Raw genomic sequence first — 23,566 nt, 5'->3', positions numbered from 1 at the left:
GGTGCGGTCGGACCAGGTGCGGTCGGACCGGGTGCGGTCGGACCGGGTGCGGTCGGACCGGGTGCGGCGGTCACCGCGGCTCGTAGTCGGCCGGGTCGACCGCCCGGGTGCGCGCCCAGTACTCCTGGGCGGAGAAGGGCCAGTTGACGGCGGAGCGGCCGCCCTCGTTGTACCAACCGGCCACTCCGGTCCAGCCCCAGGAGCGCTCGGCGTTCGCGCCGTCGACCCACGCGTTGTACCCGTCGTGGACGTCGGCCCGGACGGTGAGGGCGTCGCGCCCGCTCGCCAGCAGCAGCCGGATCGCGTCGAGCACGTACCCGACGGCGCACTCGGAGAAGTAGACGATGCTCCCGCCCTGGCCGACCAGGTTGGTGTTCGGCCCGTACAGGCAGAACAGGTTGGGGAACTCCGGCACGGTGATGCCGAGGTAGGCCCGCGCTCCGCCCCGCCAGGCCTCCCGCAGGTCCAGCCCGCCGCGGCCGGTGATCCGCATCGGCGCCAGGAAGTCGGAGGCCTCGAAGCCGGTGGCGTACACGATGACGTCGACGTCCAGCCGCTCCCCGCCCGCGACGAGTCCGCCCGCGGTGACCCGCTCCAGCGGCGCCGTCACCAGCCGGACGTCGTCCCGCCGCAGCGCGGCCAGCCAGCGCCCGTCGTCGCGGAGCACCCGCTTGGCGCCCACCGGGTAGTTCGGGACGACCAGTTCGCGCAGCTCGGGCGCGTCGGCCAGCTGGGCCTCCATCGAGGCCAGCAGCGCCGCCCGGAGCTGCTCGTTGCGGGCGGACACGGCCCGTTCGGTGGGCGGGTGGTCGTGGTCGACGATCCAGCCCTCCAGGATGCCGTGCAGCCCCGGCGCGAACAGCCAGAACCGGTACCACTGGGCGTAGTACGGCAGGTGCTCGAAGAGCCAGGACGCCCCGGCGGGCATCGGCTCCCGGTAGTGCGGGGTGGGGCGCATCCAGGGGGCGTTGCGCTGGAACACCAGCACCTCGGCGGCGGTTCCGGCGAGTTCCGGCACGAGCTGGTAGGCGCTGGCCCCGGTGCCGACCACCGCCACCCGCTTGCCGGCCAGGTCCACCGAGTGGTCCCAGGCGGCCGAGTGGAAGGCCGGCCCGGCGAACGACTCCCGCCCGGGCAGGTCGGGCAGCCGCGGCCGGTTCAGCTGGCCGACGGCGCTCACCACCGCGTGGTGGCGCTCGACGGCGGTGCCGTCCGGCCCCGCGACGGTGACGTACCAGCGCGACTCCTCGTCCGCCCAGCGCAGTTCGGTCACCTCGGTGCCGAAGCGGATGTGCTCGGCGACCCCGGAGGTCTTCGCGAAGTCCCGCAGGTACTCCAGCACGGTGTCCTGGCGGCAGAAGTGGTCCGGCCAGTCGTGCCTGGGCGCGAACGAGTAGTTGTAGAGGTGGCTGGCCACGTCGGTGCGGCAGCCCGGGTAGGTGTTCTCGAACCAGGTGCCGCCGAGGTCCGCGTTCTTCTCGTAGATCACGTACGGGATCCCGGCCTGCGCCAGCCGGTGGCCGGCGAGCAGGCCGCTGAACCCGGCGCCGACCACGACCACCCGGAAGTCGGTGCCGGGGCGCAGCCCGTCCGCCGTCCAGCGGGGTGCCTTGGGGTCGGGCCCGTGGCCGGGCAGCACGAGTTCCTCGGCGAGCAGCGGCACCAGGTCCCCGGTGTCGCGCTCCATCGCCCAGGAGGTGATCGCCCGCAGCAGCTCGGGGCCGGGCGGGGCGGGCGGGCCGGGCGGGGCGGGCACGGCGCCCGCCGCGCCGTCGCCGTCCCGCAGCCGGGCGAGGGCCGCCAGGGCGCTCTCCCGGGCCTCGGCCGCGCGTTCGGGGCTCAGTCCGCCCTGGGGGGCGAACAGCCAGCCGGGTGCGCGCAGGTCGTCGCGCAGCAGGGAGAGGTCGCCGGTGAGGTGCGCGACGGTCATCAGCAGCGCCGGTACGTCGGCGTCCGCCAGGTGCCGGCGCAGGGTCGCGTCGTCGGCGGTGATCGGTCGGGCGGTGTCCGCCATGGCAGCTGCCTCCGGTCTCAGGACGTCGGGGCCAGCGCGGCGAACCTGCGGTCGACGTAGACCACCGGCGCGCCCTCGGCGGCGAGCGTCTGGCCGACCACCTCGCCGACCAGGATGGTGTGGTCGCCGCCGTCGTGCCGGCTGTGCACGGTGCACTCCAGGGTGGCGAGGGCGTCCGCGACCACGACGTTGCCGCGGTCGGTGCGCAGGAAGCCGCCGCCGCCGAACTTGCGGGCGGTGCGGTCGGCGAAGCGCAGCGCCAGGTCGGACTGGTCCTGGTGCAGGATGCTGATCGCGAAGCGGCCCGTCCGCGCGAACACCGGGTGGCAGGTGGCCGACTTGGCCACGCAGGCGAGCACCAGCGGCGGCTCCAGCGACACCGAGCAGAACGAGCTGATGGTGAGGCCGTGCGGGGTCCCGTCCCGGTCCGTGGTGGTGGCGATCGTGACCCCGGTCGGGAACCGGGCCATCACGTCCTTGAACTGGTCTGTCATCCGACTCCGCCCCGTTCGAACCCGATTCGTCACGCGCGCCGCCCGGGCCGTCCGGCCGACGGCGGGCTGGGCACGACGTACAGCCTCCGGGCGCTGCCTCGATTGCCGCTCGAACCCCGATCGAGGGGGTCCGGGCGGCGGCCGGACGCTCCAGCCGGGCTCAAGCGGTCCTCGAACCCGGGCGGAGAGCGTTCCGGGAGCCGCCCGCCCGACCGGCTGCGGCCGGTCCCGACCCTGGAGCAACCACCATGGACCTGACGTCCGAACTCGTGTCGGCCGCCCGCGAGACGGGCGCACTGGCGGCGCAGCGCGCCGACCGGGCCGAGGCCGCCCGCCGGCTCGACCCCGAGGTGGCCGGAGCGCTGGTCGCGGCGGGCTTCGCCCGGCACTTCGTGCCCAAGGCCTGCGGCGGCGACGAGGGCACCTTCCTCGACCTGAACCGCGCGGTGAGCGCGGTGGGCGAGGGCTGCACGGCGACGGCCTGGTGCGCGTCGCTCTCCGCCCACGTGTCGCGGATGGCCGCGCACCTGCCCGCCGCCGGCTGCCGGGAGGTCTGGGCGGACGGCCCGGACGCCCTGCTGGTCGCCTCCCTGACGCCGCTCGGCACGGCCCGCCGGGTGCCCGGCGGCTACCGGCTGGACGGCACCTGGCCGTTCGTCAGCGCGATCGACTACGCCGACTGGGCGCTGCTGGCCGCCATGGTGCCGGCCGAGGACGGCGGGCAGCCGCAGGCCCGGGTCCTCGCGGTGCCGCGCGACGCGTGGCGGACCGAGGACACCTGGCAGAGCGTCGGCATGGCCGCGACCGGCAGCAACAGCGTGACGGTCGAGGACGTCCTCGTCCCGGACGCCCGGTCGATGAGCCGCGAGGACCTCTTCACCGGCCGCGCCGCGGACTCGGACGCGCCCTGCCACGCGGTGCCGATGCAGGCCACCACGATGATGTTCGCCACCCCCGCCCTGGGCGCCGCCAAGGGCGCGCTGGCCGCGTGGACCGGCTCCGTGACGCCCAAGATCAGGGCGGCGGCGGCCGGGCCGCGGCAGGCGCACGCCGGGATGCCCGCCTTCAACCGGGCCTCCTACGACGTCACGCTGACCCGCAGCGCCACCGAGATCGACGCGGCCGAGCTGCTGCTCGAACGCGCCGCCCGCACCGCGGACGCGGCCGGCGCGCTGAGCCCGCTGCTGACCATGCGGAACTGGCGGGACTGCGCGATGGCGACCGAGTCGATGGTGGGCGTCGTCAACCGGCTGTTCCGCACCATCGGCACCACCGGCCAGTCCGTGCGCAGCCCACTGCAGCGCTTCTGGCGGGACGTCAACTCCCTGGCCGGCCACCAGGGCCTCCAGGTGGAGTCCGCGTCGGTCGCCTTCTCCCGGCACGTCATCGCGCTCTGACTCCCCGGCCTCTCACCGGCCGGCCCTTCACCGGCCCGACCCCTCACAGGAGGACACCCCATGACCGTCAGCCGGCGGCAGGTCCTGCGCTCCACGACCGTCCTGACCACCACCGCCCTCGCGGGCACCGCCCTGGCCGCCACCGGCCTGGTCGGCACCGCCGCGGCCGACCCGGTCGGCGGAGCGTCCGATCCGGCCGGCGGCACGGCGGAGCCCGACGCCGCCGGGTCGGCCGCGCGCCGCCGGGTGCTCTGGCGGGACAACTTCGCGAACGGCTTCTCGACCGACGGGCCCGGCGCCCGCTGGGCGTTCCTGCCGTTCGGCCCCACGATCGGCCGCGACGGCGTCGCCACCACCGACCGCCGGGGCCTGACGGTCGTCTCCGGCGCCACCAACCCGGGGACGGGCGAGCCCGCCTTCGCCATGACCGTCGGCCCGAACGACCCGAGCGGCTTCCCCGGGAGCATGGACCACGTCAAGTGGCTGGCCTACCCGAACCACCAGGCCGCCTCCGGCGTGCTGGGCTTCGACGCCGAGCCGGACACCGAACTCTCCGGCGAGGCCGTCCTGTCGGCCTCCTCCTACGGCATGGCCGGCCACCCCTTCGGCGCCGCCGTCCTCGACCCGGCCGACGACCTCCGGCTGGCCGCGCCGGCGATGCCCGTCCAGGACCTGGAGACGGGCGTCGCCTTCGACTTCTTCCTCACCGACCGCGGGATCTACGCCGGGTACGAGCGGCTGCCGCACAACCGCCCGCAGCTCGGCGACTACGCCGCCTTCCTCTACGCGGTGCCGGTCGCCCGCCGCTGCCCGTCCGAGAGCCACCTGCTGCGGATCTCCTACGACCGCTCCCGCGGCCTGGCGACCTGGTACCTGGACGGCCGGGAGGTGTTCCGGGTGGACCGGATCGGCTACCGGCTGCCGGCCGGCCGCCGGCACATGCTGCTGGACCACGGCGGCACCGAACAGCTCGTGGCGCCGCGCCAACTCGCCTTCGGCCTGGGGATGTTCAACATCCTGGACGCCGCGCGGGCGGGCCGCCCGGGCTCGGGCCTGGTCCGGCTGACCCCCGAGGCGGACCACTACCTCGACCCGGCCGTCGACACCCCCGCCCCGCAGCGCTTCGTGGACGACGCCGCCCTGCCGGGCAGCCGGCTGTGGGGCCAGGGCACCGCCCTGCGGGTCGGCGGCTTCACCGTCTCCGGCCGCCGCTCCGCGGGCGGTGCCGCGTGAGCCCGACCACCGCCGAGCTGCTGGTCGGCGGGTGGCAGCTGGACTCCTACCTCACCGAGGACGACGGCGGGTTCCGCGAGGGCCCGCTCGGCCCCGCACCGCGCGGCCTGCTGATCTACTCGGCCGACGGCCGGGTGTCGGTGAGCATGATGCGCACCGACGGCCCGCCGGCCGGCCCCGGCCGTTTCATGGGGTACGCGGGCAGCTGGCACATCGTCGAGGACGACGGTGCCCCCGGCACCCGGGTGGTCCACGACGTCGCGGTCAGCTCCCACCCGTACATGGTGGGCAGCCGGCAGCTGCGCGACCTCACCCTCACCGGTGACGTGCTCACCCTCGCCGGCTCGGCCGGAGCGGCCGGCGGCCCGTCCGAGCGCCGGGTGCTCACCTGGTCCCGTACGACCGGGGGCACCGCGTGAGCTACGCCTTCGACCCCGAACTCGCCCCGCTCGTCCCGCGCCTGCGGCCGCCCGACTACCGCCGCCCCGGGGCTGCGCGGACCACCATGCGCGCGATCATGGCCGCCCAGACCGCCTACCGGCCCGAGCGCCCCGTCGAGGTGGCCGACCGCCGCGTCCCGGTGCCCGGCGGCCCCGAGCTGACCGTCCGGACCTACCGGCCGCTCGACCGGCCCGGCCCGCTGCCCGCCCTGCTCTTCCCGCACTGGGGCGGCTTCGTCACCGGGGACCTCGACACCCCCGAGATCGCCGCCACCCGGATCGCCGACCGGGTCGGCGCCCTGGTGGTCTCCCCCGACTACCGGCTCTCCCCCGAACACCCGTACCCGGCCGCCCTGGACGACTGCTACGCGGCGCTGGAGTGGCTGGCCGCCGAGGCGCCCGCGCTCGGTGTCGACCCCGACCGGATCGGCACCGCCGGGTACAGCGCGGGCGGCGCGCTGGCCACCGCCGCCGCCCTGCTCGCCCGCGACCGCGGGGGCCCGGCCCTGCGCTTCCTCTACCTGCTGTTCCCCCAGCTCGACGACCGGCTGGAGACGGTGTCCGCCCGGGCCTTCACCGACACCCCGATGCTGGACCGGCCCAACCTGGAGCTCAGCTGGCGGCACTACCTGGGCGGCGCCCCCGCCTCCGGCTACGCCGCACCGGCCCGCGCCGAGGAACTGGCCGGCCTGCCGCCCGCCTTCGTCGGCGTGTGCGAGTACGACCCGCTGCGGGACGAGGGCCTCGACTTCGCGCTCCGGCTGATCCGGGCCGGGGTGACGACCCAACTCGTCCACTACCCCGGAACGTTCCACGCCTCGATCGGCATCGACTCGGCCGTCTCCCGGCGCATGGTCGACGAGCAGCTCGCCGTCCTCCGGCGGGGGCTCCTCGACTGACCGCCGCGCGGGACGTTCCGGACGGGCCAGTGGCCCCGGGCAGTCGCGACTGCCCGGGGCCACCACCGCGTCCGGCCGGCTCAGGGGGTCCGGCCGACGCGCCTGCGACCGGATCAGCCGGCGGTACGTGCCCGGCGCAGGAGCGCGGCGTGCTCGGCGACGCGCTGCCCGAGGTGGGCACCGGTCAGCAGGTCGGACTTCGGCAGCTCCTCCGGCCCCGCGTCACCCGGGCAGCGCGCCATCACACCGAGCCAGCCGCCGATCCGGTTCAGCTCGTCGTCGCCGTTGCCGGGCAGCAGGTCGAGGTTGACCCAGTGCATGCCGTGCTGGGCCGCGAGCAGCGTGAAGTACTGGAGGGTGTGCAGCTTGTCGCCGCTCAGCGCACCGGAGGTGGTGAAGCCGGCGGCGATCTTGTCCTTCCAGGTCTGGGCGTACCAGCGACCGCTGCTCTCCTGCGCGAAGGCGTGGAACTTCCCGCTGGCGGAGCCCATGTAGGTCGGCGAGCCGAAGATGATCGCGTCGGCCGCGTCCAGCTTCTGCCACGCCTCGTCGCCGAGTTCCTCCAGCGAAATCAATTCCGCCGTCACGCCCGACACACCCGCCGCACCCTCCCGGACCGCCTCGGCCAGCCGCTGGGTGTGCCCGTAACCACTGTGGTACGCAATCGCAACGGAAATCGAGCCGTCAGTCATATCCGCTCCTCCACCATTCACACCTCGGCCCGCCCTTTTCGGCGGCGCCCGGAATAGCCTCGCAGTCCGATGGAGGAGTGGGTACTAGCCTTTGGTCCGGTCCGACCTGCCCGAAAGGATTGACGCATTTCCGCCGCAGCCGGCCGTTCGGGGCGAACGGCCGGAACCCGGGCCGGCCGTTCGGCCGTCCCGGGCTCCCGTTTCTCCGACGTCGGCTTCGCGGCCCCGTGCGGGCCCGGCCCGCGGATCGGCCGCTACCCGACGCCGATCCGCCCTGCCGTGTCCCGCCCCGCCGCCGCTGCGCCGCCGCAGCGGCTCGTTGCGCAGCACCGCGAGGTGCAGCCGCTGGAGCCGCGGTGACGGCTCGACGCCGAGTTCGGCGTCCAGCGTCCGGCGCAGCCGCTGGTAGGCCTCCAGGGCCCGCCAGGCACCGCCCGAGCGGTAGAGCGCGGTCATGAACTGGGCGCAGAAGCCCTCGTCCATGGGGTGCTGCGCGGTGAGCATCCGGAGCTCGCCGATCAGCTCGGAGTGCCGTCCGAGCTGGAGGTCCGCCTCGATCCGCAGCGCCTGGACCTGGAGGAACGCCTCCTCCAGCCGCAGCGTCTCCATTTCGAGCGAGCGCCCGACCGTCACGTCCGCGAAGGCCGGTCCGCGCCACAGCACGAGCGCCGAGGCCAGTTCGGCCGACGCCGTCCGCGGATCGCTCCGCTCCATCGCGTCGCGGCCCCGGGCCGCCAGCCGGTCGAACTCCCTGAGGTCGCTGCTCTCGACCGGACAGGTGAGCTGGTAGCTGCCGAAGCGGGTGGCCAGCACGTCCTTGGCACTCCCGGCCGCCCGCTCCTCGCCCTCCCCGAGCGCCTGGGCGATCCTGCGGCGCAGCTGGAGGATGTACGTCTGCAGCGTCGTGGCGGCGCTGCGCGGGATGGACTCGTCCCAGATCTCGGCCATGAGCGTCGGGACCTGGACGGCACGATCGGCCCGCAGGGCGAGCAGCGTCAACAGCTGACGCGGCTTCCCCGCACTGGGCAAGATTGATTCACCATTCAACCGAATTACCGTCGGCCCGAGAAAAGCGATTTCCAGCATGTCCCCCCCGTGAGCTGCCAGGTGTCGATTACGCGGCGACTGAACGGCTCGTTGCCCTAAGTCGGTTCAATCACCGCCGCAAGAGGATGCCGAGTCCGCCGACCCCGGCCGTCGGTCATTTTTCGATGATGACCACTGATTGGCATATTAACCGACGCGAGCCAATTCCTAGACCCTCACTCCGGCGCGTCCTTCCCCCGTACCAGCATGCCACTCGAAGCACGCATCCCTGCTATATCGCCCGATTCACCGCAATCGAGAAAAAATAGAGGGACGGGTTCCGGATATCGCCACGACTACCCACCGCAATTCCACCCGGCCCGTCGCTCGCCCCGTCGATTCCGCCCCGTCGGCATCAGCCGTGCTGAGGACCCCTCCACACCTCCGGGGCGGGCGCCCCGACCCCCGGATTCCCCACCCCTCCCCGGTCACCGTACGTACACCACCCCGCGGATCCGGCCGAACTCCCCCCTCCGATTCGCGCGCTCCGGCGTGACCAACGTCACAAGATCCGGGGGCTCGACAACCGGCCGTCCACGCTCTCTGCGCCGACCCGCCCGAACGTCCGTTCCGGCTGCTCGGGTGCCCCCTCCGCACCCCTTCGCGCCCCTCCCGGACGGGTGCGGACGGTATTCGCCGACCGACGGCGAGGGTCGCCGAACTTCCCATTCACATCAGCTGATTGGCCTCGCGTCACGGAACACCGCACACCGGTTCGGGCCGCGCCGCGAGGGTGTTTTCCCGGCATGTTCACATCCGAATGCGCGACCTTTGAACTGATGTCGCGTCAACGTCCGTTTGTCATCGGCCCGCAGTCGCGGCCGCGGCACGGTCGCAACACCGCCGCAGCGCGGTCGCACCGCTGGCTGCACACGGTCAGGAATTGCGGCGATCGCGCCGGGGGAATGAAGAAGACCCAGGTCGGATGGCATCCTCCCCGGGTCCGAACGGTGGGCCACCAGGGGCTCGAACCCTGAACCTACGGATTAAAAGTCCGCAGCTCTGCCAATTGAGCTAGTGGCCCGCGGCCCCGCGCCCCGGGGAGTCCCGGGTGGAGAGGGCCACGGTGATCCTACCCGGTGGGCCCCAGGGCTCCGCCAGTGGATTGGGTGGGCGCGCCGGGTGCCGGGGGCGCGTCCCGGGGCGGCGCGTAGTGGGCGGCGCGGACGCGGCGCAGCCAGGCCTCGGCGGGGCGGGGGTCGGGGGCCCCGGGCAGGACGCCGGGGCCGGCGAGCCGGTCCGCGGCCTCGGCGAGCAGTTGTTCGGCGGTGGCGGGGCGGTCGGCGATGCGTTCGCCGAGCTCGCGGACGCGCTCGGGGTCGGGCAGCCGGATCAGGTTCCGGCCGGTGCGGTGCAGCCGGACGGCCTGCTCGACCAGCCGGACGAGGTGCCGGGCGTGCTTGGCGGCCCGCCGACGGGTGGCCGGGTCGGTGGTGTCACGGGTCAGCAGCTTGCGGAACTGCTGGTCCGCGTACCCGAGATAGGCCCGGCGGACGGCGGGGGCACTGAGGAAGGACGACCGGATCCCGACCAGCTCCTGGCCGAGCGGGGTGGCGCTCTCGTACAGGTCCTCGGGCAGCCAGACGAGTTCGGAGGCGGTCGGGTTGCAGGACAGCGCCAGGCGGCACCACTTGGCGGCCTCGTGCAGGGTGACGTCCGGCCCGGTGGTGACGTGCGACTCGGCCGGGCGGTGCAGGCCGTGCAACTCCTCGGTGGGGACGGCGAACAGCCCCAGCCGGTCGACGTCGGAGCCGGCGTGGGCGAAGCCGTAGGCGGTGGAGCCGACGATGCCGGAGAGCAGCACGGTGCCGGGTGTGTCGGTCATGCGTCCTCCTCTCGATCACCGGTTCTGCCGGGTACCGCATCCTCTCCGGAACGGGCCGCGCCGGGCGAGCGATTTCCGGTCCGGGGCCCGCCCGGCCGCCGATACTGGCCCCATGGAGCACGATCCCCGCCCGGAAGCCGTCGGCGTCGAGAAGCTGCGGGCCTGGTGGTCGCACCGGCAGTGGCTGGACCGCCCGCACCCCGGGGCGTCCGCCGCCGAGGTGCTGGCCGCGACCGGCTGGGCCCGCTCGGTCGGCGGCGCGGCCCCGTACCTGGGCCTGTTCGCCCGGGCCGGGCTGGGCCGGGCGGCCGTGGACGCGGCGGTGGCCGACCTGGCGGTGCACGAGCTGCCGTCCGCCCGCGGCTGTACGTACCTGCTGCCGGCCGCCGACTTCACGCTCGGGCTGGCGGTCGGCGCGGCCGCCCCGGAGGGCGAACTGGCGGCCGCGGCGAAGCACCTGGGGGTCGGCCGGGACGAGGTGGAGCAGCTCTGCCTGGCCATCGAGCGGGCGCTCTCCGACGGCGGGCCGCTGGACCCGACCACGATCCGGGAGGCCGTCGGCGACGCCGTCCGGCCGCTCGGCGAGGCGGGCCGCAAACGCGGCCTGGCCACCACCCTGCCGCTCGCCCTCGGACTGCTGCAGTCGCGCGGCCGGATCCGCCGGGTGCCCGTCAACGGCCGCCTGGACCAACAGCGTTACGGCTACGTCGGCTGGGACCAGCCGGTCGCGGGGGACGCCGTGGACCTCGCCCGCCGCTACTTCTCCTGGGCCGGGCCGGCCACCCTCGGGCACTTCCGCTGGTTCTCCGGCTTCTCCGCGGCCACCGCCCGCCGGGCCGTCGCCGAGGCCGGCCCGGTGCCGCTCGCCCCCGGCTCCGAACTGCTGCTGCCGCCCGAACTCGCCGAGGAGTTCGCCGGGTTCGAGCGGCCGGCCGAGCCGCACTACACCCTGCTGGCCGGCATCGACGGCATCCACCTGCTGCACCGCGACCTGTCCCGGCTGCTCGACCCCGCCGACGCCGCCCGCCCGCTGCCCGCCGGCCGGGCCGGGCGCACCTTCGGCGGCGAGGCCGACCCGCAGACCCACCTGGTGCTGGACCGCGGCCGGATCGTCGGCCTGTGGGAGTACGACACCGAGCGGGCCGAGATCGTCCACCAGTCCTTCGTCCCGCCGGACGACGCGCTGCGCGCCGCAGTGGCCCGCACCGAGGCGTACGTCCGGGACGAGTTGGGCGACGCCCGCGGGTTCGGCCTCGACTCGCCGAGGAGCCGCGCGCCCAAGGTCGCCGCGCTGCGGGCGGCCGCCGCGCGGGGGTGGCCGGCCGGGTAGCGTACGGCCCATGTCGACCACCAGCACCGACGGAGTCCTGCTCGTCACCGGCGCCGGCCGCGGCATCGGCGCCGCCACCGCCCTGCTGGCCGCCCGCCGCGGCTACCGGGTGTGCGTCAACTACCGGGCGGACGAGGCCTCGGCCGCCGCCGTGGTGGACGCCGTCCGGGCCGACGGCGGCACCGCGATCGCCGTCCGGGCGGACGTCGGCCGCAGCGCCGAGGTGGAGCGGCTGTTCGCCACCGTGGACGCCGAACTCGGCCCGCTCACCGCGCTGGTGAACAACGCGGGCACGCTGGAGCGGCAGTGCCGGCTGGAGGACATCGACGAGGAGCGGCTGAACCGGATCTGGACGGCGAACATCACCGGCCCGTTCCTGTGCGCGGCCCAGGCCGTCCGCCGGATGTCCACCCGGCACGGCGGGCGCGGCGGCGCGATCGTCAACGTCGGCTCGGCCGCCTCCCGGATCGGCTCGCCGAACGAGTACGTCGACTACGCGGCGGCCAAGGGCGCGGTGGACTCGATGACCCGCGGCCTGGCGCTGGAGGTCGCGGCCGAGGGCATCCGGGTCAACTGCGTGCGCCCGGGCCTGATCCACACCGGCATCCACGCGCTCGGCGGCGAACCGGGCCGGGTCGACCGGGTCGCCCCGGGCCTGCCGATGCGGCGCGGCGGGGAGCCGGAGGAGGTCGCCGAGGCGATCCTGTTCCTGCTCTCCCCGGCCGCCTCGTACACCACGGGGGCGTTCCTGGAGGTCTCCGGCGGGCGCTGACGGCCCCGGCCCGGGGGCGGGGATTCGGCGAACGGTCCTCTCCGGTTTCCTTCCCCCCGCTCCGTCCGCGCCCGTACCGTGGGGGCCATGACCGCTGCCTTCATCGACATCCCCGGTGTGCGCAACTTCCGTGACGCGGGCGGGATCGGCGCGCTGCGCCGGGGCGTCCTCTACCGCTCCGGCTCCCTCCACACGCTCACCGAGGAGGGCGCCCGGAAGCTCAAGGAGCTCGGCCTGCGGACGGTGATCGACCTGCGCAGCCCGTTCGAGCTGGAGGTCTGGCCGGACCAGCGGCACGGCCTCGACCACGAGTCCCTCAACCTGCCGACGCTGCCCGCCGACCGCGGCGACCTCACCCGGCCGTGGCCCGAGGACCAGGCCGCGCTCTACACCTTCATGCCCGGGACCGCCGGCCCCTCGCTCGCCGCCGTGATCCGCCGGCTGGCCGCCCCGGAGGCCGTCCCGGTGATCGTGCACTGCGCCGTCGGCAAGGACCGCACCGGCCTCACCGTCGCCGTCCTGCAGTCCCTGCTGGGCGCCTCGGACGCCGACATCACCGCCGACTTCCTGCGCTCCAACGCCGGCCTGGGCCTGGAGGACGGCCCCACCCCGTACGTCGACGAGACCGGCACCGAGCGGGTCTCCCGCCCGGTCGACGCCGCCCTCCTCGCCTCCTCCCTCGCCTGGATCCGCACCCACCACGGCACCGTCCCGGCCTACCTCGCCGCCCACGGCACCACCGAGGCCGAGCTCGCCGCCCTCCGGGCCAACCTCTCGGCCTGAGGGCAGCCCAGGCTCAGGCCCCCCGGCCCGGGGTCAGTCCTGGCGTTCGAACCGCCACCACTGGGTCGGGGCGTCGGCGTCCTCCCACTGCTGGACACCGGCGTCCGTGGCGGTCAGCGGCTTGCCGCTGACGAAGCTGGTGACGGTGTAGGTGCCCGGGGCGTCCACATGGGCCTCCAGCAGCCACTCCTGGGCACCGAAGGCGTTGGCCGACCACTGCTGGATCGGAACGCCGTCGTCCGGGGAGGCACCGGTCAGGTCCAGGCGCTTGCCGCTGCCGGCGTTCTCGATGTGGAAGAGCGCGCCGCCCGGGTGGACGGCGGTGAGCAGCCAGAGCTGGGCGTCGGTGCCGTCGGCCGGGCCGAGGCGGATCCGGGCGCCGCTGCGCCGGGAGGCCTCGGCGACCTCCAGCAGCAGGCCGCTGCCGACGTTGCGGATCCGGTAGCGGCCGTCGGTGACCGCCCGGTCGGCCGTGCTGTCAGGGGCGCTGTCCGTCATGGCCGCAGTCTCGCACCCGCGGCTGACAGCCCGGCGTGATCCGCTTATGCTGCGGCGGATGTCCACCCGGAGCGTTCCGCCGACCCGTCAGCAGCCCACCCTCCTGGCGGCGGTGGCCGGACTGGAGGCGGTGGTCGCGGCCGGCGACGACGAGGGCTTCGGCCCGGCCCTGGGCCTGGTCGGCGCGCTGTTCGGCCCGGCCGACCCGGCCGAGCGGCGGGCGGCCGGCCCCCGGCTGGCCGCCCTGCTGCCGGACGCGCCGCCGTTCCCCCGGGCGCACCTGGCGATGGCGGTGGGCGCCTGCGTGGAGTCCGGTGCCGATCCGGTGGCCTGCGCGGGCCCGGTGCTGGCCGGTCTGCGCGGGGCGCTGACCGGTGCCCAGCGGCTGGTCGAGCACTGGGCGCGGACCGGCGGCGGGCCGCTGCCGGACCAGGAGGCCGACGATCCGGCCGAGGCCCACGCCCGGATCGAGGACCCGGAGCACCTCGACCCCTGGCGCGCCCACCTGGCCGTGGTCGCCTGGTGGACGCTGCACCTGTGGCAGCAGGCCGCCCGGGCGGTGTACGCGCACCCGTCCGTCCGGACCGAGGCCCGCGCCTCGGGCGTCACCGAGGTGCTGCTGGAGCTGTTCGACCGGTACGGCGGCGAGCGCCACGACGTCAGGGGCCTCACCCACCTGGCGCTGGTGCTCGACGACGAACCGCTGCTGGTCCTCGACCGCCCCACCGGCACCGGCTACCTGCTGCGGATGAGCGGCCTGAGCGACACCTTCCAGCTGCACACCCTGCTCGCCGACGTGCTGATCGGCGGCGGCCACCTGCCCGGCGTCCCGCAGGACCCCGAGGTGGTGGCGCTGGCCCGGACGGCGGTCCTGGACGGCCGCCGGCCCACCGCCACCGGCGCCTTCAACCTGGTCGCCCCGGACGGCTCCTGGCTCTGGAACGAGGGCACGCCCAGCGACGTCCCGCTGCTGGACGGCGTACGCACCCTGGTGCTGGAGCCGCTGCCGTACGAGCGCAGCTGGTCGGCCGGGCGCTTCCTCCAGGAGGTCCCGGGCGACCTCCGGCTGGAGCGGGTGCTCGACCCGGCGGAGGCGGCACGACGGCTGGCCCGCACGGTGCCGGGGGCCTCCCCGGCCGCGGCCTTCGGCTGAGCCGCCCGGCCCCCGGGCCCCCGGCGGGCCGCTCCGTTCACCGGGTTAGGGTCGGAAACCGACGCACGTCCCCGACGCACGTCCCCGACGCACGTCCCCTACGAGCCCTACGAGCCCCACGAGTGGAGTCGACGATGGCGAAGGTCCCGAACGCGCTCGCATCCGCCGCGCCCGCCGCACTGACCGCGGCGGGCGGCCTGGTCGGCGGTTACGGCGTGGCCCGCTGGAGCGGCCGGCGCGAGCTGGGCGGCGCGGTGCTGGCGGCGGCCGGCGCCGGCGCGGCCGCGCAGTGGCGCCGCAGCTCGGGCACGGCGACCGCGGCGGCGCTCACCGGCCTGTACGTGGCGGCCTTCGGCGGTTCGCACCCGCTGGCGAAGCGGATCGGCGCCTGGCCGTCCGTGTTCGCCGTCACCGGGGTGGTCGCGGCGGCCTCGACGGCGGCGACGCTGCTCTCCGCGCGCAAGCGCTGAGCCGCACCGCGCGCGGGCGCTGAGCCGCGGGCCGGTTCAGGACGGGACGACCGCCGGGCCGAACCGCGCCTCGAAGGCCGCCCGGTTGGCCGAGACCGGCGAACGGTCCCAGACCGCGAACACCACCCGCTCGAACGCGCCCCCGTACCGGGCCAGCGCGCCCTCGAAGGCCTCGGCGACCTGGGCCGGGTCGTTGCGGAACACCCCGCAGCCCCAGGCGCCGAGCACCAGGGCGCGGACCTCGTGCCGGGCCGCCGCCGCGAGCACCCGGACGGCCCGCTCGGCGAGCACGCCCCGCACGTCCGCACCGGCCGAACGCCGTTCCAGCTGACCGGCGTTGGGGGCGGGCGAGGTCAGGAAGGTGACCGGGTAGGGCCGGGCCAGCAGACCGCCGCCGCCGTCCCGGACCACCGGCACGCCGGGCGAGACGACGACCCGGTGGCTGTACCGCAGGTCCGTCGAGGCCCGGTGCGCCTCGTAGTAGTCCGGCGCCTCCAGCAGGCAGCTGTACAGCAGCGCGCTGCGGCACAGGTCCTCCTCCTGGGCGCGGGCGCCGCGCAGGTACCCGCCGCCGGGGTTGCGCGCGGAGGCGAAGTTCAGCACCCCGACCGGCCCGGCCCCGGCCGCGACCAGCCGCCGGGCCGCCTCGACGCTGCCCTCGGCCGTGACCTCGACCGGCCCGCCCGCGGGGCCCCGCTCCCCGGCCGCCAGCAGTGCCGCCAGCCCCTCCGGGGAGTACGACACCGTGCCGGCCCGGGCCGCCGCCAACTGCTCCCCCACCTGCACGAGTTCGCCCCCGGCCGTCCGGTAGCTCCCCCGTGCGGCGATCTCCTCGTTCACCCGTGCCACTTCGTGCAGTCTGCTGCTCATGTCCGTGACGCTACGGGACTACCCCCAGCGCGCGCCACAGGTTATTCTCACTTCCAGAACAACACCTCGGGGGGCGAGCAGTAGCGAGGTGTGGGGGGGTATCGGGGGATACCGGGGGAACACGAAGGGCCCGCTCCGGGGGACGGAGCGGGCCCTTCGTGTGTGGTTCAGTCAGCCGGCCGGCGGTCGATCACCGACCGGGCCGCAGGACCTCGTCCGAGGTCAGTTCTTCCAGCGCGGCTTGCGGTCGTCACGGTTGAAGCCGCCGCCGTTGAAGCCGCCCGAGCGCTCGCGGTCGCCGAAGCCACCGGAACGGCCACCGCGGTCGTCACGGTTGAAGCCACCGCGGTCGGCCTGCGGACGGCCACCGGCGCGGTGGTCGTCACGGCGCGCGAACGGACGGCTGTTGCTGCCGCCGCGCTCGTCGCGGTCCCGGCCGAAGGACGGGCGGTCGCCGAAGGAGCGGGCCGGACGGTCGCCGAAGCCACCGGAGCGGCCGCCGCGGTCGTCACGGTCACGGTTGAAGCCACCGGAACGCTCGCGGTCACCGAAGCCACCGGAACGGCCACCACGGTCGTCGCGGTCACGGTCACGGCTGAAGGCCGGACGCTCGCTGCGCGCCTCGCGGTACGCCGGGGTGCGCTCCTCGGCCTGCGGCGCGGCGGCGGCCGGAGCCTCGGCGGCGGCCGGAGCGGCCTCCTCGCCGGCCTCGGCCGGGGCCTCGTCCACGATGCCCAGGTCGGCCCGCTCGCGCGCCGCACGGGCGGACAGGCGGTCGGCCTCCTCGCGCAGCTCGGTGGCGCGACGCTGCGCGCGCTCCAGCTGGCGGGTCATGTCGGCGAGCTCGCGCTCGGCGGCACCGGCGATGTTGGCGGCGCTCTCGGCCTGAACCTCGGTCAGCGAACGGGCGCCGGTGATCTTGGCGACCTCGGCGTCGAAGGCGTGGTCCAGGATGTGGCGGCTGGCGTCGACGCCCGCGTCCTCCATCAGGCGGAAGACGCCGCGGCGCTGGTGCGGCAGCACCAGGGTGACGACGGCGCCGGAGCGGCCGGCGCGCGCGGTGCGGCCCGAGCGGTGCAGGTAGTCCTTGTGGTCGCCGGCCGGGTCCACGTTGAGGACCAGGTCGATGCCGTCGACGTGGATGCCGCGGGCGGCGACGTCGGTGGCGACGACGACGTTGACGTAGCCGTCCTTGAAGTCGCCGAGGACGCGGGTGCGGGCGCCCTGGGTCATGCCGCCGTGCAGCGCGTCGGCCTTGACGCCGGCCTCGATCAGCTGCTCGGCGACGCGGTCGGCGCCCATCTGGGTGCGGACGAAGATGATGGTGCGGCCCTTGCGGGCGGCGATCGCGTTGGTGATCGGCGCCTTGTCCTTGGGCTTCACCACGAGGATGTGGTGGGTCATGGTGGTGACGGCGCCGGCCGACGGGTCGACCTCGTGGGTGACCGGGTTCTTCAGGTAGCGCTTCACCAGGGTGTCGATCTCGTTCTCCAGGGTGGCGGAGAACAGCAGGCGCTGGCCGCCGGCCGGCACCTGGTCGAGGATCTCGGTGACCTCGGGCAGGAAGCCCATGTCGGCCATCTGGTCGGCCTCGTCGAGCACGACGGTCTGGACGTCGGCCAGCTTGGCCGAGCCGCGGTTCAGCAGGTCGCGCAGGCGGCCCGGGGTGGCGACCAGGATGTCGACGCCGCGCTCCAGCGCGTAGATCTGGTTCGACATCGAGGTGCCGCCGCAGACGACCTTGAGCTTGAGGCCGAGCACCGAGCCGAAGGGCTCCAGGGCGTCGGCGACCTGCATGGCCAGCTCGCGGGTCGGGACCAGGATCAGGCCGCGCGGGTGCTTGGCGCGGGTGCGCTCGCCGTCGGCGAGGCGGGTCAGCAGCGGCAGGCCGAAGCTGAGGGTCTTGCCGGAGCCGGTGCGGCCGCGGCCCAGCACGTCCTTGCCGGCCAGGGCGTCCGGGATGGTCGCGGCCTGGATCGGGAACGGGGTGGTGACGCCGCGCTTGGCGAGGGCACGGACGACGTCGTCGTGCAGGCCCAGGTCGCCGAAGGTGATGGTCGGCTCGGCGGGCTCGGTGTCCTCGGCCGCGTCCTCGACGGTCTCGGCGGCGTCGGTGACCTCGGCGGCGAGCTCCGCGGCCTCGGCGGTCAGATCGGTGGTGTCGGTGGTGTCGGTGACATCGGTGGTGTCGGTGACATCGGCGGCAGCCTCATTCGCGGGCATGGCGAAGCGGGCGTCGTCAACGAGAGACATGCAAAACCTTCCGGAAGTGGCACGCGCCAAAGTCCGGGGTTCTGTTTCACAACCGCCTCTATGCGGTCAGCCACGGATCGCCGGAACGCGCCAAGGGCGCCAGATGGGAATAGGGCGCCAATCAAATGAATCAAACGAACGATCTACCACCATAGAGGAACCTCGGGATCGGAGGCAAATGCCCTGGCCAGGCCGCTAATGCGCACCCGCACCGGGGCTCGGGGCCGAAGATCCGGAGCTGCCGGTCGAGGGCTGCGGGCCCGGCGGGACGGTCGCGGCCGGCGTGGTGTGCTCCGGCTCCGGGGTGCCGGACGGGTGGCTGCTCGGGGTCGCCGACGGGGTGCCGGCCGAACCGCCGCCGGAGCGGCCCTCCCCGGTGCCGGCGGTCCCGCCGGTGCCCGCCGAGCCGCCGGTCGAGGCACCGCCCGGGTGGGGCGCGGGGCTGGTGTTCGCGCCGCCCGACGCACCGCTGCCGCCCGGCGCGCCCTCGGGAGCGCCCGCCCCCGGGACCGGGACCACCCCGGCCACCACACCGTTCGCGCCGGGCGCGAGCTCACCCGGCGTGGCGCTCGTCACCCCGGCCGGCGCGTTCTCGGCCTGCAAGCCCCCCTGGCGCTCCGAGCGCCCCGACGCACCCCCCGGGTGCCCGCCGCCGGCCGGGGCCGAGGGGCCGCCCGTCGCCCCCGGCCGACCCGCCGGACCGGCCTGGCCAACCGGCGCCACGCCGTGCTTCTCCTCCGCCGCCGGACCGACCGACATGCACCCGGTCAGCCCCAGCCCGGCCACCGCCAGCACCGCCGCCGCCCGTACCACCGCGCCCGAACGCGCCGCCCGCACCGAAGCCACCGAGCTCCCTCTCCATCGCCCCACCCGGGCCGCCCACTGCCGCGCGGCCGCTTTCGGTGCCCAACGCGCGCCGGGCGCGCCGGGACACGGGTGGGTGGCGCGGTTCTCGGCGGCCGCCCCCTCGGGAGCCCGTCCGGGGGCCCGCTCAGCCCCAGAGCGCCGAGGCCAGCTCCGCCCCCGCGTACACCGCGCCCAGCCCCGCCGCCAGGCTCCCCGCCACGTTCGCCACCGCGTACCGCCCCGCACCGGACTCGGCCAGCCGCAGCGTCTCGTACGAGAAGGTCGAGTAGGTGGTCAGCGCCCCGCAGAAGCCGGTGCCGACCAGCAGTTGGACGTGCGAGGAGGCCGCGCCGGCCGCCACCGCCCCGGTCAGCAGGCCGAGCACCAGACACCCGAACACGTTCACCGTGAAGGTGCCCCACGGGAACACCGAGTCGTGCCGGGACTGCACCGCCCGGTCGGTGAGGTACCGCAGCGGGGCGCCGACCGCCGCGCCCGCCACCACCAGCAGCCAGTTCACTCCGCCGACTCCCCCGCGCCCGCCCCCGGGCCCGCCTCCGCCGCGCCCGCGGCCCGCCCCGCGTACCGGACCACCTCGCAGCGGTCCAGCACCACCAGCCCCTCCGCGACCAGTTCCTCCAGCTGCGGCAGGAACGCCCGCACCCGGTCCTCCTCGTCCACGATCACCACCGCCACCGGCAGGTCCCCGCTCAGCGACAGCAGCCGCGCCGTGTGCACCAGCGAGGAGGCCCCGAAGCCCTCGATCCCCCGGAACACGCTCGCCCCGGCCAGCCCGGCCGCCCGCGCCCGGTGCACGATCTCGCTGTACAGCGGCCGGTGGTGCCAGGTGTCGCTCTCCCCGACCAGCGCGGTCAGCCGCAGCGCCGGCCCGCCCAGCCGGCTCACCGGGCACCGCCGCGGTGGATCACGCGCCGGGTCAGCACCGCGGCCGCCCACACCGCACCGAGCGCGCCCGCCAGGGTCAGCCCCAGGTACGCCAGCCCCGGCCCGGGCCGCCCGGCCTCCAGCAGCCGGCGGACGTCCACCGCGTACGTCGAGAAGGTGGTGAACCCGCCCAGCACCCCGGTGCCGAAGAACGGCCGCAGCAGCGGGTGCGCCGGACGCCCCTCGGTGACCACCACCAGGAACACCCCGATCACCGCGCAGCCCACCACGTTGACCAGCAGCGTCGTCCACGGGAAGGCCGACGGCCCGGTCTCCCAGCCCAGCCCGGCCGCGTACCGCGCCAGCGCCCCGATCGCCCCGCCCACCGCGACCACCGCCACGGCCGGCCCCTGCCCGCGCAGCACCGACGGGCGCTGGGGCGTCGGCGTCGCCGTCGCGGTGTCGTCCAACGCGTCCTCCGAGGTCGTCACAGGCCCATCAAACACCGCTGCCCGCCGCCTGGCACACCGTCACCCCAGACCCGACAATGATCCGGTGGAGATGACCCGGGAAGAGTTCGAGACGCTGGTCAGTGACGCCCTCGACCAGATCCCCCCGAAGCTCGCGGCGATGATGGACAACGTCGCGGTCTTCGTCGAGGACGAACCCGACCCGGGCGACCCGGAGCTCCTCGGCCTCTACGAGGGCACCCCGCTCACCGAGCGCGGCGAGTGGTACGCCGGCGTCCTGCCCGACCGCATCCTGATCTACCGCGGCCCCACCCTGCGTCACTGCGGGACCCGCGAGCAGGTGGTCGAGGAGGTCCGCACCACCGTCATCCACGAGGTCGCCCACCACTTCGGCTTCGACGACCACGAACTGGACGAACTCGGCTGGTCCTGACCCACCGCCGGAGGCCCCACCGGCGGCCCCACCCCCACCCGGCCCAAACCCGTTTTGGCGATCCGCCCCGCATCCCATATGCTTCTCGACGTCCCCGGAACGCTGGAAACAGCCGAACGGACCACAAGCCCTCATCGTCTAGTGGCCCAGGACGCCGCCCTTTCAAGGCGGTAGCACGGGTTCGAATCCCGTTGGGGGCACGCAGTACCGTAGTAAAGTGCAGTGCCGCAAGACCTTGGTGGTTCGCCACCACAAGGTCCCGTGGAGCAGTTGGTTAGCTCGCCACCCTGTCAAGGTGGAGGTCGCGGGTTCAAGTCCCGTCGGGATCGCTCGTCTCGCAAGAGACGGTGCAGTACGGCCAGGTAGCTCAGTTGGTACGAGCGTCCGCCTGAAAAGCGGAAGGTCGCCGGTTCGACCCCGGCCCTGGCCACAGCCAGTGGAGGCCCCGGAGAGTTCACTCTCCGGGGCCTCTCGCGTTTCCCGAACTCGCCCGCCCGGTCGGCGGGTTGTCAGGCCAGCTGGGTGGCGAGCCAGTCGGCGGTGGCCGGGAGCCAGTCGGGCAGGGCGGTGCCGAGCAGGTGGTTGCCGTGCGGGACGAGCAGCAGTTCGGCGTTCGGGGCGTGCTCGGCGAGGACGGTGGCGTTGGTGACGCCCGGGATGCGGTCCTCGCCGCCCTCGACCACCAGCAGCGGGAGGGTGATCGTCGGGGCGAGCGCGGTCAGGTCCAGCCGGTCGGCGAAGGCGCGGGCCGCCTCCGGGCTCCCGCAGCGCTGGACCAGCGTGTCGGTGACGAACGGGGGCAGCTCCGCCCAGTCCAGCCGGTACGGTCCGCTGACCGTCGCGGCCGCGCGCAGCCGGGGCTCGTGGGCGGCGGCCCGCGCCGCGTAGTAGCCGCCCAGGCTGAGGCCGATCACCGCCGTACGGTCGAGGTCCAGGCCGTCGTGGTCCGCCAGCGCGTCCAGGGCCCGGGCCACCACCCGGTGGTAGTCCGGCTCCGGCGCACTGGTGGCCGCCAGCACGCCCTGCCCCGGCCCGTCCATCGCCAGCACGGCGACCCCCCGCTCCAGCAGGGCCCCGGCCAGCGTGTGGAACTCCTCCTTCGAGGAGTCCATACCCGGCACCACCAGCACCACCGGGGCCCCGCCCCGCACCGCCGCCGGCCGGCGCAGCCAGCCCGCGAAGCCCTCGCCCTCGACCCGCCGGGCGTCCGGCTCCAGCAGCGCCAACGACCGCCGCATCGCCTCGTCGGCCTCGTCGGCGAGCCGCGCGGCGGCGGCCCGGTCGGGGTGCGGCATCAGCCCGGCGGCGTGGAACCAGCGGGCGGCGCGGCGGTAGGCGGTGCCGGCGGTCACCGTCCGCCCCTCGGCCGCGGCCCGCTCGGCCTCGGCGGCGTACCGGCGGCCGGTGCCGCCGAACGCGTCCGGCCACTCCTCCAGCGAGGCCAGTCCGGCGGTCACCCGGTCGTACTCGTACAGGTCGAGACCGGCCCCGTGGGCGCGCGGGCGGGCGTCCGCCACGTACGCGGGCAGCAGACCGGGGGTGTCGAAGAAGGACACGATGGGTTGTCTCCGTTCAGGGTTCAGACGAGGGTCAGGACGGCCTTGCCGCGGATCCGGCGGTCGCGCAGGTCGGTGAGGGTGGCCGCGGTGTCGGCCCAGGGGGCGGTCCGGCCGATCTCCGGGGTCAGCCGGCCGGCCGCCGCCAGGCGCACCAGGGTGGCCAGGTCCGTGCCGTACGGGACGTCGGAGTCGGCGTAGTGGAAGTGCCGCAGGGTGGCCGACTCGGGGCCCTTGAAGAAGTCGAAGAAGTCCAGCGTCACCGGCGTCCGCGAGGCCTGCCCGAACCAGACCAGGGTGCCCCGCCGCGCCAACCGGGCCAGCGCCACCGGCAGGTTCGCACCCCCCGTCGACTCCAGCACCACGTCGTACGGCCCGCGCGCCTCCCCGAGGTCGTGCACCACCTCGGCCGCCCCCAGCTCGACCAGCCGACGACCGCGCTCCGGCGAGGCGGTGACCACGGTCAGCTCGGCCCCGGCCGCGGCGGCCAACTCGGTGAAGTAGTGCCCGACCCCACCGGAAGCCCCGGTCATCAGCACCCGCCGCCCGGCCACCGCCCCCACCGCCCGCAGCAACCGCAGCGCGGTCAGCCCCGCCAACGGCAGCGCCGCCGCCCGCACCGCGTCCAGACCGTCCGGCAACTCGGCCACCGACCCGACCGGCACGCACACGTACTCGGCCCACCCACCCGCCGGAGGATGGGCGACCACCCGCCGGCACACCGCGGGCCCCACCCCGTCGGCAGCAGCCTGCACCACCAGCCCCGCGACGTCCTTCCCCGGCCGCCACCCCGGCTGCGGCGCCTCCAGCTGGAAGGTCTCCCCCCGGTTCACCGAGAACGCCTCCACCTTCACCAGCACCTCCCCCGGCCCCGGCTGCGGCTGCGCCACCTCCGCGAACCGCACCGGCTCCCCCACCTCACCCGTCGCCACCAGCGCCTTCATCCCCGCACTCCCATCAACTCGGCAGACCCCCACCCCACCCCGCCCACCCCCACCCGGTCCAACAACCCCCCACCCCCACCCACAACCCCCAGTTGTCCCCCCCACCCACAGCACCCACCCCCACCTCCCCACCCGACCCAGGCGAGAGGGACGCGCTGCGGGAGGGGGCGGTGGAGGGGGTGGGTGCGGAGAGCGGCGTAACGGGTGATTTTCAGACCGCCCA

At 75.1% G+C, this 23,566-nt stretch carries 24 protein-coding genes and 4 tRNA genes; 13 read left to right on the top strand and 15 right to left on the bottom strand.

Annotated elements, in window-relative coordinates:
• Positions 1-70: 70 nt before the first annotated feature.
• Both ACFXPX_RS33705 and ACFXPX_RS33700 read right to left on the bottom strand, forming a co-directional pair.
• Complete coding sequence (locus tag ACFXPX_RS33705) at positions 71-2,014, bottom strand: flavin-containing monooxygenase (RefSeq protein WP_380528792.1); 1,944 nt, start codon at positions 2,012-2,014, stop codon at positions 71-73.
• Between the two features lie 17 nt (positions 2,015-2,031).
• Positions 2,032-2,508, bottom strand: coding sequence for a flavin reductase family protein (locus tag ACFXPX_RS33700; protein WP_375895191.1), 477 nt, complete (start codon positions 2,506-2,508; stop codon positions 2,032-2,034).
• Positions 2,509-2,756: 248 nt separating this feature from the next.
• On the opposite strand from ACFXPX_RS33700, the gene ACFXPX_RS33695 reads away from it, so the two are divergent.
• The 4 genes from ACFXPX_RS33695 to ACFXPX_RS33680 are packed head-to-tail and all read left to right on the top strand — an operon-like array spanning position 2,757 to position 6,477.
• Positions 2,757-3,905: an acyl-CoA dehydrogenase family protein gene (locus ACFXPX_RS33695; RefSeq protein WP_380644343.1), complete on the top strand. Its 1,149-nt coding sequence runs from the start codon at positions 2,757-2,759 to the stop codon at positions 3,903-3,905.
• 60 nt (positions 3,906-3,965) lie between these two features.
• On the top strand, positions 3,966-5,138 hold the full coding sequence (locus ACFXPX_RS33690) for a DUF6081 family protein (protein ID WP_380644342.1): 1,173 nt from the start codon (positions 3,966-3,968) through the stop codon (positions 5,136-5,138).
• Entirely contained in the window at positions 5,135-5,557 is a 423-nt protein-coding gene (locus tag ACFXPX_RS33685) for a lipocalin-like domain-containing protein (protein WP_380644341.1), read from the top strand. Before ACFXPX_RS33690 ends, ACFXPX_RS33685 begins: the two co-directional genes overlap by 4 nt.
• Positions 5,554-6,477 (top strand): alpha/beta hydrolase, encoded by a 924-nt coding sequence (locus ACFXPX_RS33680; protein WP_380593474.1) that lies wholly within the window; start codon positions 5,554-5,556, stop codon positions 6,475-6,477. The genes ACFXPX_RS33685 and ACFXPX_RS33680 overlap by 4 nt, the downstream gene beginning before the upstream one ends.
• A 113-nt stretch (positions 6,478-6,590) precedes the next feature.
• Here the strand turns inward: ACFXPX_RS33680 and ACFXPX_RS33675 are convergent, their stop codons facing one another.
• From ACFXPX_RS33675 to ACFXPX_RS33660, 4 genes are all read right to left on the bottom strand, one after another.
• Positions 6,591-7,169: a flavodoxin family protein gene (locus ACFXPX_RS33675; protein ID WP_375895178.1), complete on the bottom strand. Its 579-nt coding sequence runs from the start codon at positions 7,167-7,169 to the stop codon at positions 6,591-6,593.
• Between the two features lie 84 nt (positions 7,170-7,253).
• Positions 7,254-8,198: a BTAD domain-containing putative transcriptional regulator gene (locus tag ACFXPX_RS33670; protein ID WP_380644340.1), complete on the bottom strand. Its 945-nt coding sequence runs from the start codon at positions 8,196-8,198 to the stop codon at positions 7,254-7,256.
• A gap of 1,008 nt (positions 8,199-9,206) precedes the next feature.
• Positions 9,207-9,279: transfer RNA gene (locus tag ACFXPX_RS33665), tRNA-Lys, on the bottom strand.
• 48 nt (positions 9,280-9,327) lie between these two features.
• Positions 9,328-10,080, bottom strand: a complete 753-nt coding sequence (locus ACFXPX_RS33660) for a DNA polymerase beta superfamily protein (protein ID WP_380644339.1) — start codon at positions 10,078-10,080, stop codon at positions 9,328-9,330.
• A gap of 112 nt (positions 10,081-10,192) precedes the next feature.
• Here ACFXPX_RS33660 and ACFXPX_RS33655 point away from each other — a divergent pair, with 112 nt between their 5' ends.
• The 3 genes from ACFXPX_RS33655 to ACFXPX_RS33645 all read left to right on the top strand — a co-directional run bounded on the left by ACFXPX_RS33655 (position 10,193) and on the right by ACFXPX_RS33645 (position 12,965).
• Positions 10,193-11,410: a DNA glycosylase AlkZ-like family protein gene (locus ACFXPX_RS33655; protein ID WP_375895171.1), complete on the top strand. Its 1,218-nt coding sequence runs from the start codon at positions 10,193-10,195 to the stop codon at positions 11,408-11,410.
• A gap of 10 nt (positions 11,411-11,420) precedes the next feature.
• A complete protein-coding gene (locus tag ACFXPX_RS33650) occupies positions 11,421-12,182 on the top strand; it encodes an SDR family oxidoreductase (protein WP_380528781.1) in 762 nt (253 codons plus the stop codon).
• Between the two features lie 87 nt (positions 12,183-12,269).
• Positions 12,270-12,965, top strand: coding sequence for a tyrosine-protein phosphatase (locus ACFXPX_RS33645; RefSeq protein ID WP_380528779.1), 696 nt, complete (start codon positions 12,270-12,272; stop codon positions 12,963-12,965).
• A 33-nt stretch (positions 12,966-12,998) separates the two neighbouring features.
• On the opposite strand, the gene ACFXPX_RS33640 is transcribed toward ACFXPX_RS33645, so the two are convergent.
• Positions 12,999-13,463, bottom strand: coding sequence for an RICIN domain-containing protein (locus tag ACFXPX_RS33640; protein WP_380644338.1), 465 nt, complete (start codon positions 13,461-13,463; stop codon positions 12,999-13,001).
• Positions 13,464-13,521: 58 nt separating this feature from the next.
• Here ACFXPX_RS33640 and ACFXPX_RS33635 point away from each other — a divergent pair, with 58 nt between their 5' ends.
• Positions 13,522-14,616, top strand: coding sequence for a hypothetical protein (locus ACFXPX_RS33635; protein WP_380644337.1), 1,095 nt, complete (start codon positions 13,522-13,524; stop codon positions 14,614-14,616).
• Between the two features lie 134 nt (positions 14,617-14,750).
• Positions 14,751-15,086: a hypothetical protein gene (locus ACFXPX_RS33630; protein ID WP_380644336.1), complete on the top strand. Its 336-nt coding sequence runs from the start codon at positions 14,751-14,753 to the stop codon at positions 15,084-15,086.
• A 36-nt stretch (positions 15,087-15,122) separates the two neighbouring features.
• On the opposite strand, the gene ACFXPX_RS33625 is transcribed toward ACFXPX_RS33630, so the two are convergent.
• From ACFXPX_RS33625 to crcB (ACFXPX_RS33600), 6 genes are all read right to left on the bottom strand, one after another.
• On the bottom strand, positions 15,123-15,956 hold the full coding sequence (locus ACFXPX_RS33625; RefSeq protein ID WP_380399862.1) for a TIGR02452 family protein: 834 nt from the start codon (positions 15,954-15,956) through the stop codon (positions 15,123-15,125).
• A gap of 222 nt (positions 15,957-16,178) precedes the next feature.
• Positions 16,179-18,209: a DEAD/DEAH box helicase gene (locus ACFXPX_RS33620; protein WP_380644335.1), complete on the bottom strand. Its 2,031-nt coding sequence runs from the start codon at positions 18,207-18,209 to the stop codon at positions 16,179-16,181.
• A gap of 195 nt (positions 18,210-18,404) precedes the next feature.
• Positions 18,405-19,055, bottom strand: coding sequence for a hypothetical protein (locus ACFXPX_RS33615; RefSeq protein ID WP_375895153.1), 651 nt, complete (start codon positions 19,053-19,055; stop codon positions 18,405-18,407).
• 145 nt (positions 19,056-19,200) lie between these two features.
• Positions 19,201-19,575, bottom strand: a complete 375-nt coding sequence (gene crcB, locus ACFXPX_RS33610; RefSeq protein ID WP_360237829.1) for a fluoride efflux transporter CrcB — start codon at positions 19,573-19,575, stop codon at positions 19,201-19,203.
• Positions 19,572-19,961, bottom strand: coding sequence for a DUF190 domain-containing protein (locus tag ACFXPX_RS33605; protein WP_375895148.1), 390 nt, complete (start codon positions 19,959-19,961; stop codon positions 19,572-19,574). Before ACFXPX_RS33605 ends, crcB (ACFXPX_RS33610) begins: the two co-directional genes overlap by 4 nt.
• A complete protein-coding gene (gene crcB, locus ACFXPX_RS33600) occupies positions 19,958-20,431 on the bottom strand; it encodes a fluoride efflux transporter CrcB (RefSeq protein ID WP_380593469.1) in 474 nt (157 codons plus the stop codon). The genes ACFXPX_RS33605 and crcB (ACFXPX_RS33600) overlap by 4 nt, the downstream gene beginning before the upstream one ends.
• Positions 20,432-20,501: 70 nt before the next feature.
• Here crcB (ACFXPX_RS33600) and ACFXPX_RS33595 point away from each other — a divergent pair, with 70 nt between their 5' ends.
• From ACFXPX_RS33595 to ACFXPX_RS33580, 4 genes are all read left to right on the top strand, one after another.
• Positions 20,502-20,843 (top strand): metallopeptidase family protein, encoded by a 342-nt coding sequence (locus ACFXPX_RS33595; RefSeq protein WP_375895143.1) that lies wholly within the window; start codon positions 20,502-20,504, stop codon positions 20,841-20,843.
• A 127-nt stretch (positions 20,844-20,970) separates the two neighbouring features.
• Positions 20,971-21,043, top strand: a tRNA-Glu gene (locus ACFXPX_RS33590).
• Between the two features lie 55 nt (positions 21,044-21,098).
• Positions 21,099-21,172, top strand: a tRNA-Asp gene (locus tag ACFXPX_RS33585).
• Between the two features lie 27 nt (positions 21,173-21,199).
• Positions 21,200-21,273 (top strand) — tRNA-Phe (locus tag ACFXPX_RS33580).
• 79 nt (positions 21,274-21,352) lie between these two features.
• Here ACFXPX_RS33580 and ACFXPX_RS33575 read toward each other — a convergent pair.
• Both ACFXPX_RS33575 and ACFXPX_RS33570 read right to left on the bottom strand, forming a co-directional pair.
• Positions 21,353-22,399 carry an alpha/beta hydrolase family protein gene (locus tag ACFXPX_RS33575; protein ID WP_380532704.1) on the bottom strand — a complete coding sequence of 349 codons (1,047 nt, stop codon included), beginning with the start codon at positions 22,397-22,399 and terminating at the stop codon, positions 21,353-21,355.
• 23 nt (positions 22,400-22,422) lie between these two features.
• Entirely contained in the window at positions 22,423-23,343 is a 921-nt protein-coding gene (locus tag ACFXPX_RS33570; protein WP_380644334.1) for a zinc-binding dehydrogenase, read from the bottom strand.
• Positions 23,344-23,566: the final 223 nt, after the last annotated feature.

It is taken from the genome of Kitasatospora sp. NPDC059146 (assembly GCF_042786665.1).
Taxonomy (GTDB): domain Bacteria; phylum Actinomycetota; class Actinomycetes; order Streptomycetales; family Streptomycetaceae; genus Kitasatospora.
Note: the sequence above shows the minus strand (reverse complement) of the source record. Positions and strands in the feature narration are given on the sequence as shown.

Coding starts and splice junctions, on each gene's coding strand:
- ACFXPX_RS33705 (WP_380528792.1), bottom strand. CDS start 2,014: ATGGCGGACACCGCCCGACCGATCACCGCCGACGACGCGACCCTGCGC.
- ACFXPX_RS33700 (WP_375895191.1), bottom strand. CDS start 2,508: ATGACAGACCAGTTCAAGGACGTGATGGCCCGGTTCCCGACCGGGGTC.
- ACFXPX_RS33695 (WP_380644343.1), top strand. CDS start 2,757: ATGGACCTGACGTCCGAACTCGTGTCGGCCGCCCGCGAGACGGGCGCA.
- ACFXPX_RS33690 (WP_380644342.1), top strand. CDS start 3,966: ATGACCGTCAGCCGGCGGCAGGTCCTGCGCTCCACGACCGTCCTGACC.
- ACFXPX_RS33675 (WP_375895178.1), bottom strand. CDS start 7,169: ATGACTGACGGCTCGATTTCCGTTGCGATTGCGTACCACAGTGGTTAC.
- ACFXPX_RS33660 (WP_380644339.1), bottom strand. CDS start 10,080: ATGACCGACACACCCGGCACCGTGCTGCTCTCCGGCATCGTCGGCTCC.
- ACFXPX_RS33655 (WP_375895171.1), top strand. CDS start 10,193: ATGGAGCACGATCCCCGCCCGGAAGCCGTCGGCGTCGAGAAGCTGCGG.
- ACFXPX_RS33650 (WP_380528781.1), top strand. CDS start 11,421: ATGTCGACCACCAGCACCGACGGAGTCCTGCTCGTCACCGGCGCCGGC.
- ACFXPX_RS33645 (WP_380528779.1), top strand. CDS start 12,270: ATGACCGCTGCCTTCATCGACATCCCCGGTGTGCGCAACTTCCGTGAC.
- ACFXPX_RS33640 (WP_380644338.1), bottom strand. CDS start 13,463: ATGACGGACAGCGCCCCTGACAGCACGGCCGACCGGGCGGTCACCGAC.
- ACFXPX_RS33635 (WP_380644337.1), top strand. CDS start 13,522: ATGTCCACCCGGAGCGTTCCGCCGACCCGTCAGCAGCCCACCCTCCTG.
- ACFXPX_RS33630 (WP_380644336.1), top strand. CDS start 14,751: ATGGCGAAGGTCCCGAACGCGCTCGCATCCGCCGCGCCCGCCGCACTG.
- ACFXPX_RS33625 (WP_380399862.1), bottom strand. CDS start 15,956: ATGAGCAGCAGACTGCACGAAGTGGCACGGGTGAACGAGGAGATCGCC.
- ACFXPX_RS33620 (WP_380644335.1), bottom strand. CDS start 18,209: ATGTCTCTCGTTGACGACGCCCGCTTCGCCATGCCCGCGAATGAGGCT.
- ACFXPX_RS33595 (WP_375895143.1), top strand. CDS start 20,502: ATGACCCGGGAAGAGTTCGAGACGCTGGTCAGTGACGCCCTCGACCAG.
- ACFXPX_RS33570 (WP_380644334.1), bottom strand. CDS start 23,343: ATGAAGGCGCTGGTGGCGACGGGTGAGGTGGGGGAGCCGGTGCGGTTC.